At 55.3% G+C, this 16,697-nt stretch carries 12 protein-coding genes; 3 read left to right on the plus strand and 9 right to left on the minus strand.

Features of this window, described 5'->3' with window-relative positions; all coding sequences use genetic code 11:
* Positions 1 to 31: 31 nt before the first annotated feature.
* Entirely contained in the window at positions 32 to 1,114 is a 1,083-nt protein-coding gene (locus FPZ45_RS09545) for a phosphate/phosphite/phosphonate ABC transporter substrate-binding protein (protein ID WP_246120392.1), read from the minus strand.
* Positions 1,115 to 1,432: 318 nt separating this feature from the next.
* On the minus strand, positions 1,433 to 3,691 hold the full coding sequence (locus FPZ45_RS09550; protein WP_281284893.1) for a type IA DNA topoisomerase: 2,259 nt from the start codon (positions 3,689 to 3,691) through the stop codon (positions 1,433 to 1,435).
* A gap of 144 nt (positions 3,692 to 3,835) precedes the next feature.
* On the opposite strand from FPZ45_RS09550, the gene FPZ45_RS09555 reads away from it, so the two are divergent.
* The gene (locus FPZ45_RS09555; RefSeq protein ID WP_144700627.1) at positions 3,836 to 5,014 is read left to right on the plus strand and encodes an FG-GAP repeat domain-containing protein; all 1,179 of its coding nucleotides are present in this window, start codon (positions 3,836 to 3,838) and stop codon (positions 5,012 to 5,014) included.
* A gap of 112 nt (positions 5,015 to 5,126) precedes the next feature.
* Here the strand turns inward: FPZ45_RS09555 and FPZ45_RS25290 are convergent, their stop codons facing one another.
* From FPZ45_RS25290 to FPZ45_RS09585, 7 genes are all read right to left on the minus strand, one after another.
* Positions 5,127 to 5,273 carry a hypothetical protein gene (locus FPZ45_RS25290; RefSeq protein ID WP_186438321.1) on the minus strand — a complete coding sequence of 49 codons (147 nt, stop codon included), beginning with the start codon at positions 5,271 to 5,273 and terminating at the stop codon, positions 5,127 to 5,129.
* Between the two features lie 257 nt (positions 5,274 to 5,530).
* Positions 5,531 to 7,744, minus strand: a complete 2,214-nt coding sequence (locus FPZ45_RS09560; protein WP_144700629.1) for an MMPL family transporter — start codon at positions 7,742 to 7,744, stop codon at positions 5,531 to 5,533.
* Positions 7,745 to 7,815: 71 nt separating this feature from the next.
* Entirely contained in the window at positions 7,816 to 9,210 is a 1,395-nt protein-coding gene (locus FPZ45_RS09565) for a sensor histidine kinase (RefSeq protein ID WP_144700631.1), read from the minus strand.
* Positions 9,207 to 9,887, minus strand: a complete 681-nt coding sequence (locus tag FPZ45_RS09570) for a response regulator transcription factor (protein ID WP_144700633.1) — start codon at positions 9,885 to 9,887, stop codon at positions 9,207 to 9,209. The genes FPZ45_RS09565 and FPZ45_RS09570 overlap by 4 nt, the downstream gene beginning before the upstream one ends.
* A 427-nt stretch (positions 9,888 to 10,314) precedes the next feature.
* The gene (locus tag FPZ45_RS09575; RefSeq protein ID WP_186438322.1) at positions 10,315 to 12,627 is read right to left on the minus strand and encodes an MMPL family transporter; all 2,313 of its coding nucleotides are present in this window, start codon (positions 12,625 to 12,627) and stop codon (positions 10,315 to 10,317) included.
* A 105-nt stretch (positions 12,628 to 12,732) separates the two neighbouring features.
* A complete protein-coding gene (locus FPZ45_RS09580) occupies positions 12,733 to 13,332 on the minus strand; it encodes a TetR/AcrR family transcriptional regulator (RefSeq protein ID WP_186438323.1) in 600 nt (199 codons plus the stop codon).
* A 114-nt stretch (positions 13,333 to 13,446) separates the two neighbouring features.
* Positions 13,447 to 14,664 carry a COG4705 family protein gene (locus FPZ45_RS09585; protein WP_144700639.1) on the minus strand — a complete coding sequence of 406 codons (1,218 nt, stop codon included), beginning with the start codon at positions 14,662 to 14,664 and terminating at the stop codon, positions 13,447 to 13,449.
* A 239-nt stretch (positions 14,665 to 14,903) separates the two neighbouring features.
* Here FPZ45_RS09585 and FPZ45_RS09590 point away from each other — a divergent pair, with 239 nt between their 5' ends.
* Positions 14,904 to 16,172 (plus strand): DNA polymerase IV, encoded by a 1,269-nt coding sequence (locus FPZ45_RS09590; RefSeq protein ID WP_144700641.1) that lies wholly within the window; start codon positions 14,904 to 14,906, stop codon positions 16,170 to 16,172.
* Positions 16,169 to 16,642, plus strand: a complete 474-nt coding sequence (locus tag FPZ45_RS09595; RefSeq protein WP_144700643.1) for a YhjD family protein — start codon at positions 16,169 to 16,171, stop codon at positions 16,640 to 16,642. The genes FPZ45_RS09590 and FPZ45_RS09595 overlap by 4 nt, the downstream gene beginning before the upstream one ends.
* Positions 16,643 to 16,697 lie beyond the last annotated feature (55 nt).

The following is a 16,697-nucleotide window of genomic DNA, read 5'->3' on the forward strand; positions in this document are numbered from 1 at the left end:
GCAAAGAAAACATATATGGGAGTTCTTGCAATTACTTCTTCATGCTTTTGATCAGTTCTTGAGCTTGTCTTTCGCCGTCATAATCGGACGATTGTGCGACTTTGTAGCCTTCGTGGCTGTATACCGAGATCACTTTTTTGCCTTCTTCGGTTTGAGCGATCGCGATAAACGCGTTTTGAAGCGCAGTTTTGAACTCGTCCGTCATGATCTTATCGTTCTTGCTTACGCTGATCGTATCGTTGTAGATCCCTTGCGTTACGCCGATCACGTTCGTTTCGTCCCAGATCGATTGGCCGCGGCCGAAATCGGCAGTCCATTTTGGCTCGAAGTCTCTTCTTGCATCCGCGTAAGCGACGATAACGTCCGCTTGGCCAGCAGCCAGACGTGCGAACGAAGTACCGTAAGAATCGGACGTGACGACGTGGGAGAGGTCGGTCAGGCTTTTGTTAAAGTTCTTTTGCAACCACAGCGTCGGATAGATGTAACCGGCCGACGAAGAGGTCGACATGATCGCCCAGTTAGCGCTGTTTAGATCTTCCCAAGTCAATTGTTCGCCACCGTTTACTTTAGCCGCCAGCTCTTGTCCCTTTTTCGAAGGGCCCGCGATGAACAGCGAACGATAGTAGTTCGCTTGCTCAGCCGTCGCTGCCGTCGGTTTGTTGTCGTTCCAGTCTTTAGCGTTGTCGGAATCGTTAGACAGACCCGCGCGAGTAGCCGTCAGGATGACGTCCGCGCCGTCGTCGTACAATGCGTAAGTGCCGCCCGGAATAAATCCGATGTCCGTGGAACCTGCCGTCAGGGCTTCGCCTACTGCTTCGTACGTCGTTCCGACGTCGATCGAAACTTTATCGACATTGTAGCCTTCGGTCGCCAGTTGAGCTTTCAACAGGTCTTTCAGCGGATCCGTAGCCGTAATGATCGTTTCAGGATCTTTAGAAGGAACAAAGCTGACTTTAAGTTCTTTGATATCAATCGCGGCGGGTTGTGCGCTTTCCGAAGGAGCGGAAGCGGAAGGGGACGGGGAATTTTCCGACGAATTATTTTTGGACCCGCAGCCTGCGACCAGACCGCCTGCCAATGCGAACACTGCCAACAACATCAATTTTTTCTTCACTTTCGTTTACCCCCAGGTTTCAAAAAGTTTGTTTTGTTTCCAGGCACGAGTTCATGACCTGTCCCTGAAACAAAAACAATCATACCAACTTTTTATTAATGGGGTGTTAATAAAAATCGGTATGATTGTAATTAAATTTTCGATTCCGTTCGGGATAATAACACTGTTAATGTATGAAAAGAACCGCTTACACGCAATCGTACCAACCGTTTCGGCCATTTCCATGAAAAATATTTTCGAAAAAGAAATGTAAAATGTGAATTAAAATGCAAAGCAATCCCTCGTTTGGGAGTATCCCCCTTCAGAACAAAATTATGCTTATTGACGCTCGAGCGAGAGTTCGCCGGTCGATTCATTGCGCAGTACGATCCGCGCTTCGAACGCTTCTTCCCCGCCATTTCCCGCGAATTTGAGCTTGCCCGTCTTGCCTTTCCCAACCAACGCCTTCACCATCGCGTCCGTCAGCGTGCGACCCAAGCTTATCTTCCAAATGACGAATCCGCAGCCCGACTTATAGTTGCTGCAGCCGTATCCTTTGCGCCCCATGAAAATATGCCCGCCACAGCCCGGCCGCGGACAAGCGCCGATGACACCGGGCTGGGCCGGCGTCTCCGACGGCTTCGGCTTAACGGCCGTTCTCGTCTTTCCAGCAGGCTCTGCCGCTTTCTTCCCGCGTGCCCCTTTGGCCGGCGGCTCGGGCCGGGCGAACGCATTCCTCGCTGCCGGCCGCTGGAGGTTCACCTTGTCGATGATAAGACGCGTGAACTTCTTTACGTTGCCCATGAAAGTCTCCGCGGACGCTTGTCCGCGCGAGATTTCCGTCAGGCGGCGCTCCCACTGGCCGGTCATCTCCGGCGACGTCAACAGCTCTACGCCCGCTCCCCGGATCAACTCGATCGCCGTTCGGCCCTTGGGCGTAATGACGATCCGCTTGCCTTGCATGTCTACATAACCGACCTGCTTCAGCCGTTCGATCGTCGCAGCCCGCGTCGCAGGAGTGCCCAGACCCGAATCCTTCATCGCGTCGCGCAGCTCCTCGTCTTCGATCTGCTTGCCCGCGCTCTCCATCGCCTTTAGCAGCGTGCCCTCGGTGTAGGGTTTCGGAGGCTGCGTCTCCTTCTCCTTCACGGCGGCGTCCGCGCAGACGACGGGCTGGCTGGGGTCGACCTCGAAAGGAGCATCCGTCTCCTGCGCTTCGTCTTCCGCCGAATCCGCGCCGTCCTCCTTCTCCTTGCCTTTCTCCTTGCCGCCTGATTTCGGAGCCGCATCTCCCGCGTAGACCACCTTCCATCCAAGCGAGACGAGCTGCTTAACGGTCGTCTTGAAAGTTTCCTTCTCTACCTCGGTTAGAACGGTATGTACTTTGTACTCGGCTGCCGGATAGAAATGAGACAGGAATCTTTTGACGATCAGATCATACAGCTTGCGCTCGTCCGGACTTAGTCCCTGTGGCTTCTTCATCGTCGGCATGATCGCGTGGTGATCCTCGACCCTGGCGGGATTGCAGACGTTTTTATTGTTGACGTGCACGAGTCGCTTATTCGCCCCGTTCGCCCACTCTCCGTAATCGGCCGAGTTGCGCATGGAATCCACTATTTTGTGCATCTCCGGAACGTTCTGCTCGTTCACGTAGTTCGAGTTGGTCCGCGGGTAAGAGATGACTTTATGTTTCTCGTAAAGCGCCTGAGCGACGTCGAGCGTCTTCTTGGCAGAAAAGCCGAACTTGCCGTTCGCTTCCCGCTGCAGCAGCGTCAAGTCGTACAGCTTAAAGGGATACTCTCTCGTATCTTTCGCCTCGTAGCTGGCGATCGCTCCCGTCTTCCCTTTCACTTTGGCCGCGATCGCTTCCGCTTTCTCCGGATCGGTCAGGCGGTCTCCTTGCCAAGTTCCTTTGTACGCGATTCCCCCGGTTTGCTCGAACAAACCCGTAATCTCGTAAAATTTCAGCGAGTCGAACGCCTCGATCTGCTTCTGGCGATCATAGATCAAAGCCAACACCGGCGTCTGCACCCGGCCGACGGACAACAGTTCGTTATGCTTCGTCGTAAAAGCGCGCGACCCGTTCATTCCGATCAGCCAGTCCGCCTCGCTGCGCGCCCTGGCGGCTTCCGTCAAGTTGCGGTACTCCGCGTTGTCTTTCAGTTGATCGAACCCTTTGCGAATCGTTTCCGCCGTCAGGTCGGAAATCCATAGGCGCTTCACAGGCTGGCGAAGCCCCAGATGCCTGACGATCAGCGAGAAAATATGCTGCCCTTCCCGCCCGGCATCGCATGCGTTGACGAGCTCTCCGCTGCGGGCCGCGAGTTCTTCGATAATTTTGAGCTGATCTTTCGTCCTCGGGTTGGGGAGCAGCTTGAAGTGTTCCGGGATGATCGGCAAGTCGCCGAACCTCCACTTCTTGTATCTCTCGTCGTACAGATCGGGCTCGGCCAAGCCGATCAAATGGCCGATCGCCCACGTGATGATATAATTTTCCCCTTCCAGGTATGAGCGTTTGTTTTGCGCCTTCGGTTCTAGGACGGCGGCGATATTGCGGCCCATGTCCGGCTTTTCCGCGATGATGAGCGTCTTGAGCACGGCTTCTTTCCTCTCCGTTTCATGATTCGCGTATTCGCGATCTTCCTATTATTATATCACACGTCGCCGGGACGCCTCGGAGATTGAACTTATGCCGCCGTACAGACGTCTCATAGACAACAATGCAAAAGGTGTGATCGCCGTATGGCTTATAGATGGGGTTATCCGATTAGCGCGGGAATGCTGGCCTTATCGGTTATGTTGATGGGGGCATGCAGCATGGCCGGGGAGCGGGCGCAAGAGTCCGCGGGCTTCGCCGCTGAGGAAAGCGGGATGGTAAATGCGCTCTCCGAGGAAAATGGGGTGCGATCCTCCTTGCCGGAGCGACTGCAACTGGAACTGGACAAGCTCGGGAATCCCACGGACGACATGAGCGCGTGGCTTCAAGCGTTTGCGGCGGAAGATAACCCCGGCGAGTTCCCTGTGAACGTCATCCGCACGGATTTGAACGGCGACGGTGTCGCAGACGAATGGGTATCTGTTTTCTATGAGAACGTCAAAGCGCAAAACGGGCTTGAGACGCACCGCGCATATGGAGTCGTCGTCGCATACAAGGACGGCAAGTTCGACTTGCAAAGCTTCCCCTTCTCGGAGGAATACTACGGCAGGGCGGAAGTATTTGCCGTTGAGGATCTGACGAACGATGGAAAACCGGAGATCGTATGGACCGCGCGTAGCGTCGGGGCGCATACCGTCATGTCCGTCTTCACGGCATCATCTTGGACGGAAGGCAAGCTTGAACCGATCGAAGGCAACGCGCCGATCGCCGATCTGTCCGCAGCTGAAGTTCGCGACGGGCGGTTGATGGTTACCGGCGGTTTGATCGACTCCGTCGGGGCGGGACCTTGGCAGAGAGAGTATACCGCGACTTACTCGGTCACCGATCATGCGCTTAAGCTTGAGGATAGGGTATACGCCGAATCCCTGACACCCTATCACCGCCTGATCGACGGCCTATGGGCGGAAGCGTTGGGCCACCCGGAGCGGGCGCTGAAGAACTATGCCGCAGCGGCTTCGATGCCGACCGTCTCCTATCGGGACTATGCTTTTACGTTCGATAGCGAATGGGTCGAGGGCGGATCGAACGTCGATCGGGAAGCGGAGTTCGAACGCGTCGTCAAGCAGTTCGCCCGGCTAAGGCAGGATCTGCTGAAGGAGACGGCAAAGGGCGAATCCCCGCCTAACGCCTGCGCCGCGGTGAGGAAAAAGGGTGGTTACGATTCGTCCTGGCTGCCCCTTCTGAACGCCCCCGCCGGTTACGCCAATCCGTTCTGGACCGACGATAACCTATGCGGCTTGATCAGTGAGATTAGCGATTATTAGAGTGGAGGGGAGTTTCGGCAGGTCTAACGGTCTGGCAGACCGTTACACGACTCGCCTGCCACTATTCCGCACCTGTTACGGTCTGGCAGACCGTTGCACGACTCGCCTACCACTATTCCGCACCTGTTACGGTCTGGCAGACCGTTACACGACTCGCCTGCCACTTTTCCGCATCTGTTACGGTCTGGCAGACCGTTACACGACTCACCTGCCTCTTTTCCGCATCTGTTACGGTCTGGCAGACCGTTACACGACTCACCTGCCTTATTTCCGCACCTGTTACGGTCTGGCAGACCGTTACACGACTCGCCTGCCACTATTCTGCACCTGTAACGGTCTGGCAGACCGTTACACGACTCACCTGCCACTTTTCCGCTCCCGTTACGGTCTGGCAGACCGTTACACGACTCACCTGCCTCATTTCCGCACCTGTTACGGTCTGGCAGACCGTTACACGACTCGCCTGCCACTATTCCGCCCCCGTTACGGTCTGTCAGACCGTTACGAGCCCCCAACCTACAATCGAATCCGACTACTGCGGGGTTCGGCAGCCGGCTCGCCGATCCGGGCTTTCTTGTCCCCGAACGCCAAGGCGAGTACGGACGGCAGCAGCATTCCCCGGACGAGGAACGTGTCGATCAGAATTCCCGCGGCCATCGCGAACCCGAACAAGTATAGCTCCTGCATCGGCTGGGTTATCAGCACGCCGAACGTGGCCGCTAGAATGAGCCCCGCCGAGGAGATGACCCTTCCGGTGGAAGCGACGCCGCGGCTAACGGCTTCTTTCCATGGATAGCGCTTCGCTTCTTCCTTAATCCGCGAGACGAGCATAATATTATAGTCCACGCCGAGCGCCACCATGAACACGAACGTATAGACCGGCATCCGGTAGCTGAATGTCCCGTACCCGAGCAAGTCGTGGAAGACCGCCCAAGTGAGACCAAGCGTCGCCGCGAACGATAACAGAATCGTAAGCAGCATGAGAAACGCCATTTTCACGGAACGCGTCTGTACCGTCAACATGATCAGAATAAGCAATGCGATGCCGGTGAAAAGCACCCAGGTATCCCGCTCGTTCATGCTGCGAACATCCGCCTGCTTTGCCGTCTGCCCCGCGATATGCAGCGACGCCCGATCCGCATCGAAGCCGCTTTGCGCGAGCAACTCCTTCCCTTCCGCTCGCCAACGATCCACCAGATCCAGCGCCTCCGGCTCGTAAGGGTTCGAGCTGAGTACCACCTGCAGACGGACAAAACGCTTGTCGTCCGATAGGACGCCCGGAGACACGGAGGAGACGCCCCCACCTTCCATCAGCCGGTCCGACAACGCCAGAACCTTATCCGCGAACGCGGTATCCGTCGAGGCGTCTTCACCGACTTCCACGATCAGGGACACAGGCGCAAGCTGCCCCGGAGGATAACGGGATTCCAGCAATTCGAAACCGACGCGGGAAGGCGTATCCTTCGGAAAAGACTTCATGAGATTAAACGAATATTGAAGCGTGCCGATATTCAGCGAAGCGAGCAGCAGCAAAGCGATCAATACGCCCGCGACCCGCTTCGGCTTCTCCGTCACGAACCGCCCCGCCTTCGCCCAGAACGGAACCCGCCGCTTCTCCGCGGACGCGGACGCCGCCGAACCTTCGCCAACCTTCGGGACGAACGGCCAGAAAGCCTTGCGACCGAAGAGCGCGAAAATCGCGGGAATTAGTGTGAGCCCTGCAAGCAATATGATCGCAACGGCGATGGATAATACCGGGGCAAAGCCGTGATACGGCTTGAAGGTCGCAGCAAACAGAGCGAGCATGGCTACGAGCACCGTCCCGCCGCTGAACAGAATCGGTTCCGATACATGCGCCATCGCCTGGCCCATAGCCTCATACTTCGAATCGACGACAGCGAGACGCTCCCGATATCGGGAAAAGACGAATAAGCAGTAATCGGTAATGACGGCGAACAGCAAAATCATCATAATCGAGAGCGATTGCTTGTCGATCGTGAACAAGCCGCCTCGCCCCGCCAAACCGATCGCCTTATCGACGACCGCATACACCAGCCCCGCCACGACCAATGGAATAACAGCGAGCAGCGGTGAGCGGTAGATCGCCACGAGCAACACGAGGATCAGCACGACCGTCGCGATCATCAGCACGAAATCCGCATTGCGGAACAGGCTCAGCGTATCCGCAGAGATCGCCGCCGGCCCGGTCATCTCCAGTTTAACCCCCGGATCTCCATTGCTCTTCCACTGCGCTTTCAGCTTGTCCAGAACGTCCAGCACCCGATCGGACTCCAGTCCCTGCCGAAGCTCGACGTTCAGAAGCAACGTCGCCCCGTCCGCGGAAATCATCCGCTTGCGTTCGGGATCGGACAGCGTGTGGTAAGGAATAGCTCCTTCCACGTCTTCCGGCTTGCCATCCGATGCTAGCCATTCGCTATAGCTTGCGATCCTCCCCAACTGCTCGCCGCTCAGCGCTCCTTCCGCATGGAACACCAACAAAGCGGGCAGCCCTTCGCTTTGCGGATAATGTTCGCTGAGCAGCCGCTGCGCTTCGGCCGAAGGATTGCTGTCGTTCACGTTCCCTTCCCCCGCGCTAATGGCATAATCCTTGGCGCCCGGCGCGGCGGCGCCAAGCACGATAACAAGCAGCAGCCACGCCGCGATGCCGATTTTGGCCCCTTTGCGGCTGCTGAAAAACCCGGTGATCCGGGCGATTACAGGTAAGTTCATGTTTTCGTCCTCCTATCCGTTCATTCACCCGAATTATGTCTTCGGCAAATGAACGGACGATGAACGGAACATTACAATCGCGGCAACCGCACGGTAAAGACAGTCCCTTCGCCTAGCTGGCTTTCGACTTCGATCGTGCCCTGATGAAGCGAGACGATCTTGCTAACGATAGACAGGCCCAGGCCGCTCCCGCTATCTGAAGCGGAATGACTTCGGGACTTATCGGCCTTATGGAACCGGTCGAAAATATAAGGAATCTCCGCTTCGGGAATGCCGGCGCCGGTATCCCGGACGTCCACTGCGATGACATCGCCATCCTCTTCCCTGATGGCGATGCTGACCGTATCTCCCGACTTCGAGAAACGAATGCCGTTCGCGATCAGGTTCAACCACACCTCGTGCAGCAGTTCTGCATCGGCAACGATCTCCGCCTCCGGCAGATCAAGTTCGAGATTTAGCGCTTTATCCGTCCACTGCCATTCCAGGGCGATCAGAACTTGCCGGATCTGCTCGTCCAGGCGGAAGCTCTCGACGTGCAGCCGCCGGTCCTCCCGATCGAGCGAAGCCAGTCTGAGCAATTGCGTGCTTAACGAAGACAAGCGACGGCTTTCTCGCTCGATAATGGTCATATAACGCTCGATCTGCTCGGGAGTCGCCTGATTGTCCAGTACGGCCCTGGCGAAGCCTTGCATCGATGTGAGCGGCGACTGGAACTCGTGCGACACGTTGGCCACGAATTCTTGCCTCATCCGATCTAATCTGCCGATCGACTCCGCCATGATCGCGAAATGGTCGGCTAGATCGCCGATCTCGTCCTTGCGGTTTCGGGATTTCTCCAGCCCGACGTTGAAGTCTCCCTTCACGATTTGCTGCGTCGCTTTTTTCAAATCTTTCAGCGGCTTCACGACATACCGGGTCGAGACGGCGATTAGAACGAGGCTCGTCAGGAACGTAAACCCAAGAAGAACGGCCACGATCACCCGGATTCCCCCGATCTGCGCTTCCAAGTCCGGCCGGACGAACAGAGCCGCTTTCCCCTCTTTAGTCCGCAAAGGAATGCCGACGGTGTTGCGGACGCTGTTCTCGAACAGCGAAAATATTTTCACCCTGCGGTTCTCTTCCCTCATGCCGTGATAGACGTCCCCGTTCAAGACCGCCCGGATTTCCGCTTCGTTCAGCACGCCGTGCTTGAACGCCCTCCCGAATACGCGGCCCGTCAGGCTCTCGTCGACCGCATAGATTTGAAACCCAAGAGCCGCGACGCCTTCCAGATACTTATCCAGCTTCACTTCGGACTCTTGTTCATAGAGCGAGCGGATGCTCTCGCCCATCTTCAATATTTTTTCCTCGTTATCCGTCTTCAGTTGATCCTGATAATACAAGCTCGTCAGCAGCAAGCCGATCATCCCGCTGACAAAAGCGATCCCTACGAACGTAAGCACGATCCGAACGTATAACGTTCTCATTCGTCCCTCACCTCAAGCTTATAGCCGAGCCCGCGAATCGTCGTAATGACGAAATCCTCCTGCCTGTCGGCGAATCGCTCGCGCAGCCTTTTCACGTGCACGTCGACCGTCCGGCTATCCCCTTCGTAGTCCGCTCCCCAGACCAATTGTATCAACTGCTCCCGGGTATAGATGCGCCCAGGCTGGCTGGCAAGCTGGGCAAGCAGCTCGAATTCGCGCAGAGGGATCGTGACAGGCTCGTCCTCGACGCGAATCTCGTAGCCTTTCCGATCGATGCTTACGCTGCCCAGTTTGATCACTTCGGAAGAAACGAGCTTGTATCTGCGCAGCAGCGCTTTGATTCTGAACAGCAGCTCCTTCGGCTCAAACGGCTTGACCAAATAATCGTCCGTTCCTGCGTTGTACCCCTGCTCCTTATCTTCGAGTTGTCCCTTGGCCGTCAGCATGATGACTGGGATGTCGTAGTGCTCCCTGATCTCGCGGCACAGCTCAAGCCCGTCCATCCCCGGCATCATCACGTCGACAATCGCCAGATGAACCTGCTCGCTCTCGCATATTCGGGCCGCCTGTATCCCGTCCTCCGCCTCCAATACGATGTATCCTTCTCTGCTCAGAACGAGCCGCAGCAGCTCCCTGATCGACGGATCGTCGTCCGCCGCAACAACGCGAATTCTCATAGCCGAAATCTCTCCTCATGCCTAACGGCAGCGCTCGCGATTTTTTGGCTACAGTATATCATAGTTTGACACGGCAACCCGTATACAGTAACCCCCGACAAGCAGCTGTGAAACCGTATTCCTTTTCGCCCTTTGCCGCGATAATGCGAGGAAGATGCACTGGTTTCATCCCGCCATTGTTGCTTTTTGCGACAAAGGGAAGAGGTGTTCCGGACTTATCCGCGCCATTGTCGCTTTTTACGACAATGGTGAAGGTTGTTCCGGGCTCGAACACGTTATTGTCGCTTTTTACAGCAATGAGAGCATGATCCGTGGGTTTCAACCCGTCATTGTCGCTTTTCGCGACAATGGGAGACGGTGCACTAGGGCGTTGCACCTGTTAAAACAAAGAAGCTCGCCCCAAGGCAAGCTCCTTTGCAGCTAAACGCTATTGTTTCGCGACCGCGTTCGAATTGTCGCCCCGGTTCTGCGAGGCAGAGTGGGACCTATCCGACCGGCGGCGTCCGGGAAACCACCAACTCGCCCGGCCGAGCAGTTTCATCGTGACGGGCACAAGCAGCATGCGGACGACAGTCGAATCGAGCGCGATGGCGACGGCCATGCCGAAGCCAAGCATCTGGATCGGCAGCACGCCCGAGAACGAGAAGCCCGCGAAGACGGCAACCATCAGTACGGCCGCCCCGGTAATCAGCGGACCGGTCTTCTCCATTCCTTCGGCGATGCTGTTCTCGTGTTGGCCGGTTCGCTCGTATTCTTCCTTGACGCGGCTCACGAGGAACACCTCGTAGTCCGTGCTGAGTCCGAATAGCAGCGCCAGCAGCAGCACCGGAACGAAGTGGATAACGTACCCGTTCGCTTCCACGTCGAAGATTTCCGAACCGTGGCCGAGAGCGAACACGAAGACGAGTATGCCGTACGTCGCCGCCACCGAGAACAAATTCAGGACGATCGCTTTAAGCGGCAGGAGCAGACTTCTGAAGGTCAGAACTAATATTAGGAAAATGAGCACGAGCATCACGCCCAGCGCCGGGAGCAGACTGTCGCTGATCGCTTTGGACGTATCCATGCCGACCGCCGTTTCTCCTCCGATGCTGAAAGATGTTCCTTCCGGCAATTCGAATCCGGGCAACACGACGTCGCGCAGGCGCGTGACGACTTCCCTGCCGGCTTCGCTCGACTCGAATTGATCCAACTTCACCTCGAGCAGGACGGTATGCCGATCAACGCTCACATAGCGATCGACCATATATTGAACGTCGTCGGGCAGCGCGCCGGCTGCTCCGTTCAGCAGGCCCGATATGACGGCGGGTTCCATCCCCGGGAAGAAGGATGCGGCCGACGTCACTCCGGACACGTGATCCTGCCGGCTTAATTCGGTTTGCAAGGAAGCGATTTTCGCAAGCGCTTCGGGCTTGCTCAGGTCAGCCTGCTCGTTATGCAGCACGACGCTGATCTGGTTCGCCGATCCGGCGCCGAACGAATCCTCCAACAGCTTGAAGCCCTGGCGGACGGAAGTGTCCGCCGGCAGCATCCGGACGTCCGGGGAATCGAGTTTCATATCGAGCGCCGGCGCTGCGAACGCTCCCATAACCGCCAGCGTCACGATCAGGAACAGCGCCGGACGGCGCATGATCGCTTTCGTCCATCTCTGCCAGCCGCTCTCGCGCGCGCTTGCCCGAGGACGCAGGAACGGTATGCTGCCTTTGTTGATGCGGACCCCCAAGATGACGAGCACCGCCGGAAGCAGCGTCAAGCTGGCCAAACCGGCCACGAATACGACGACGATGCCCCCGAAGGCGATCGCTTTAATTGCCGCGATCGGGACGGTGAACAGCGCGGACAGCGCGGCGATGACGGTGATCGCCGAGAAGAACACCGTGTGTCCGGCCGTGCGCAGCGTCGTCGCCAACGCCTCTCTCTTATCTCGACCGGCGGCAAGCTCCGCCTTGAAACGGCTGACGATAAACAAAGAGTAGTCGATTCCGACTCCGAGCCCGAGCATCATCGCGGAATTCGTCACGAATACAGACAGCTCCACTTCCCGCGCGACGAGATAGACGATGCCCATGGCGACAAGCACGGAGGCGATCGTCACGATCAGCGGCGTAACCGTCGCCATCAAGGAACGGAATACGAGCAGAAGAATAATGATGATCAGCGGAAATACGATCATCTCCGCCCGCGCGAGTCCTTGCTGGCTCTGCACGCTGCTCTCGCCCCAGAACGCGGCGGAGCCTACCAGGTAAGCTTCCGCGTCGAGACTTTCGGCCTGCTTGACGACGCGTTTCTCGTAATCCGGCATTTTGTTGATCGCGAATTCCCGTTTCATATTCATATCGACGAAGGCGATGCTGAGATTGGGATCCTTGCCGACAAGACCCGATCCGATTCCCTCCGACGCGTTCAGAATGCTGAATACGCCGGATACGCCTTCCTCCGTTTGTAGCCGGTCGACGATTTGCTTCAGCTTGTCGTTATATTCCGGAGAGCCTGCGGTATGCCGCGGGTCCTTCAGAACGAGCGTCAGCGAACTCTCCGACCGGCTGCCGAATTCCGAAGCAAGCAGCTTGCCCGCCGTCAGCGATTGGGAACCGGGAACTTCCCAGCCCCCTCCGCTCAGAAGCGGCGTCAGCTTTCCGAAGCCGTATCCTCCGAATAACACAAGCACGATCCATACCGCCACGACGCCCCACCGCATCTTATACAGCGCTTTTCCCCAATTCCCCAACCATCCGTGCATCTCTCTCCACCGCTTTCCCATTTTGTTTTTACGCAGCTTGTTTCGGAATTTATGCAATTATTGTTTGATCGTTCAAACAATAATCGTTAAAAAGAAAGAGCCGTTTCACGGTTCCTTCTTCTTAATCAATCGGTCATAATACGCGCTCAGCATATCGGCCACCATGTCATAGGCTTCATCGTATTTGAAGTCGGGATCGGCGACCCTCTGCAAACCCAAGCCTTCGATCATGGAATAGAGCAAGGCGGCGATCGTCTCGCACTGTTCCCTTGGAAATCCGCTGATCGATTCGATCGAATCGGTAATGTACTTGCGTTTGATCTCGAGCGTTTCCTTAAGCGTGTCCGCGGCATTCTCGTTGCGAAGGCCGATGGCGAACAGCTCGTAACGCAGCCGGAACCAATCCGGCTCCTGAAACGCGCGGCTCTTCGGCAGTTCGAGCAGCTTGGCGATCGCGTCGCTCGTTAGCGAATCCTGCCGTTCGCCCGGCAGTAAAGGCGTTAACGCTTCGCAATACTTTCGCGTTTCCCTGCGAAACACCTCGGCGAAGAGCTGGTCCTTGCTCGGAAAATAGTAGTTGATCAGCCCTTGCGCCACGCCTGCCGAGTTCGCGATTTCTTTGGTCGAGGCTTTGTCGTAGCCTTTCTCCGACAATACTTGGTAAGCGGCCGCGATAATTCTTTCTCTCTTGTCCGCGTCTGTCATCGGCTCACACATCCCGCGCATCCGTAGTAGGGTTGAACGAAAATTTGAATGAACGTTCAAACAGAGTATACATGAACCCGATTCGAAACGCAATCGGGTTCATTCAAACTCCAATTATTGATTTGCTTCGCTTAAGATACTAAGCGAGTCATTAAGCGAAGAGACGCACTGGCTGGCAGGTTTTCCATTGCGAACAGCAGTCAATACCGCGTCGATCGTTCCATCGATTCGGGTCCACGTGGAGCTGTCAATTTTTCTAAGCTTGGGCTCTGCCGTGTCCCATTGATGCTCCAGATTGTCAGCGCCCTTCTTCGCGGCAGCAAAGTCCTTCGCGTTCACGGCGTTCAACATATCCTTTTCTATATTCACGAAATCCGTCAGTTGTCCGGCTAATGAAGCTGAATTGGACGCTGATCCGGAAGAATCGACTTGCGATGCGATTTTATTGCTCAACTGAACATATCCGCCGATGCCGACAGCTAAGAAAATGCAAAGTGCGGCAACAGTTTGAACGAGAACGTTTCTTTTGCTTTCTTTTGCATGCCCCGACTCTACGGTATCGCTTTTCGGTGCCGTATCGATCTTGGTAATCGCCAAGAAAATGGTGACAGCCAAAATCGCAATTAGAAAAATGACGCTCGTAATCGTTGTACCTAAGCCTAATCCGCCATTCATTTTGGTTTGGGACAAATAGTCGCCTAAGGATGCTCCAAGCGGACGAGTCAGAATATAAACGACCCAGAAAGCCAATACCGCATCAAGACGCAGCCATTTCCAAGCCAAATACATAATCGCAATGATAATTACGACCGTGATGCCTGTGTTAAAGTAGCCAAGTCCGAGCTGTTCGGAATACAGATCGCCGACGGCTGTTCCAAGGGCGAATGTGAATAAAATGGTTAGCCAATAATAAACTTCGCGCTTCCTTGTGTAGATCGAGTGAATGGAGAGCGTCTTTTCGCTTGCGTACCAAACCAGGAAAGTCAAACCCAGCAGGATGCTGAATACGATCGTGCTTTGCTCCAACGGCACTCCCATCGCATCCGTCAAATTATCGGTTACCAGGGTTCCGAAAACGCTGATCAATACGACGGTTAGCCAATAGATGCCGGGTACATATTTCGTTGCTCTGAATTGAAGGACAAATACGATGAAAAACGCGACTCCCATAATAATCGTCGTGTTCGTTAAACCGAATCCCAGGTTAAAGTTTAGAAAATCGGCGAACGTTTCGCCTACCGTAGTGCAGAGAACCTTAATGATCCAGAAATATATCGTAACTTCCGGTACCTTGCTAAGTAAACTTTTCATTTTGTGTGGTTGTTCCGGCATGAAGCATAACCTCCTCAGTTTGTTTCAACTTGTTTTGATCCTAGATTAGCCTTCGGACATTAATAATTTCTTAAGAAGATCTATACTGTGCAAAAACCCCGGCATCCTTGCCCGGGGCCTTCAGATTTTAGTTATTTATTTAACATAGACACTCACAAATTCCCACTTGAATACGAACATCAGTTCTGGATATAATAATAATCACTCAGAGAACATATGTTCGTTTTGGAGGGGTTGCGATGGCCGGTAAACAACAAGAGCGCACGATCATGCTAATTGACGGTCAATCGTTTTATGCTTCTGTCGAAAAAGCAGCTCACCCGGAATACCGCGATAAGCCGGTGGCGGTTGGAGATCCGGAGAGGAGATCCGGCATTATTCTAGCCGCCTGTCCGATCGCTAAAGCGCGTGGCGTCACTACGGCCGAACGCGTGGGCGAAGCGATTGCGAAGTGTCCGGATCTCATCGTCATACGCCCCCGAATGCAAACCTATATTACAATTTCCCTTTTGATCACGGAAATATACGAGTCGTTTACCGACCTGGTGGAGCCGTACTCGATCGATGAACAATTTCTCGACGTGACAGGGTCCTTTGCCGATCGAGACCATCCCGAATACCTGGCGTACGAGATCCAGACGAAAGTACTTTTGTCTACGGGCGTATGGTCGCGGGTGGGCGTGGGCCCGTCGAAAATACTTGCCAAAATGGCAACCGACAACTTCGCCAAGAAACGTGAAGACGGCATTTTCAAGCTGGGGGACAGCAACATCGAGAAGGAGCTGTGGCCGTTGCCGGTACAACAAATGTTTATGGTCGGCTCCAAAATGACTCACCATTTCTGGCGAATGGGGTTACAGACGATCGGCGACGTCGCGCGAATGGAACTTGGCGAGTTCAAGCGGAGAATGCGGTGGGAAATGGGGAAGCAATCGGATATCCAGGCGGAATACTATTGGCAGACCGCGCGCGGCATCGATCCGAGTCCGGTCATCGCGTCGGTGCGAGGCGCCTTGAAATCGGTCAGCCACGGCAAGGCGCTGCGCGCGAATCTTTACCGTAGATTAGCCGACATCGAAGTGGTCCTCCTCGAACTCGTCATCGAAGTGTGCCGCCGGGCGCGCCGTCTGGGCAAGCAAGGCCGGGTCGTGTCCGTTGGAGCCGTAGAGACGGACGGGGAACGGACGTCGTCGTTCGGACGCCAAATGACGCTGCCGCATGCGACGTCGCTAACGCACGAGGTGGCCGCCGCGGTGCGCAAATTATTCGTGGAATACTGGCGTGGGTTACCGATCAGCCGTGTATTTATTTCGCTTACCCAACTTTCCGACGACGATACGTACCAACTGACGCTGTTTGAGGACCGCGCGGCGGCGTTCAACCTGGAGAAAACAGCCGATTCGATCAAAGACCGGTTCGGCGATGCCGCGATCATGCGCGCATCCTCCCTGCTTCAGTCAGGCGTGGCTAGAGAGAGAGCCGCACAGATCGGAGGTCATTACCGGTGAGCAAACTCGAGGGCAACGTGCGATGGCAATCGAAAATGTTATTGACCGAGCATCAAGAGCAATATGAATCACGTAGCCATGCAAAGCCTGCAGGCCGCGCAACGCCGGAAGAACTGACGATGATCCGGGATTACGTCCTGCTCCCGCATCTTTTGACCATTTTGCAGAACTGCTTGGAGGAAGTTCAAAATTCGTCGAATGTCTTGAAAAAGGTGTATGCCGCTTTGACGCAGCTGTTCATAAACCGGGTCATGAAGGACATATCCCGCGTGAAGCGTGAACTGAGCCGGCGCAATATCAAGATCCTGAGCGATGAACAAGCGGATTTAGTCGTTTATCATCAATATGTATGCCGTGGGTACGAAGAACGTTTCGGAATGGTACGCGAGGTCATGCGGTCGGAAATTAGTGTACGACTCACGAAATATATCAGCGAAATGTCCGCACTTTTGAAGGACTATGCGAAGTAAAACTTCTTATTCAAAAGAACCCCTTATTTTTCACGTCGTCTCGCTTATACTGAAA

Source organism: Cohnella terricola, from assembly GCF_007786475.1.
GTDB lineage: Bacteria > Bacillota > Bacilli > Paenibacillales > Paenibacillaceae > Cohnella > Cohnella terricola.

Coding starts and splice junctions, on each gene's coding strand:
- FPZ45_RS09555 (WP_144700627.1), top strand. CDS start 3,836: ATGGCTTATAGATGGGGTTATCCGATTAGCGCGGGAATGCTGGCCTTA.
- FPZ45_RS09560 (WP_144700629.1), bottom strand. CDS start 7,744: ATGAACTTACCTGTAATCGCCCGGATCACCGGGTTTTTCAGCAGCCGC.
- FPZ45_RS09565 (WP_144700631.1), bottom strand. CDS start 9,210: ATGAGAACGTTATACGTTCGGATCGTGCTTACGTTCGTAGGGATCGCT.
- FPZ45_RS09570 (WP_144700633.1), bottom strand. CDS start 9,887: ATGAGAATTCGCGTTGTTGCGGCGGACGACGATCCGTCGATCAGGGAG.
- FPZ45_RS09575 (WP_186438322.1), bottom strand. CDS start 12,627: ATGCACGGATGGTTGGGGAATTGGGGAAAAGCGCTGTATAAGATGCGG.
- FPZ45_RS09580 (WP_186438323.1), bottom strand. CDS start 13,332: ATGACAGACGCGGACAAGAGAGAAAGAATTATCGCGGCCGCTTACCAA.
- FPZ45_RS09585 (WP_144700639.1), bottom strand. CDS start 14,664: ATGCCGGAACAACCACACAAAATGAAAAGTTTACTTAGCAAGGTACCG.
- FPZ45_RS09590 (WP_144700641.1), top strand. CDS start 14,904: ATGGCCGGTAAACAACAAGAGCGCACGATCATGCTAATTGACGGTCAA.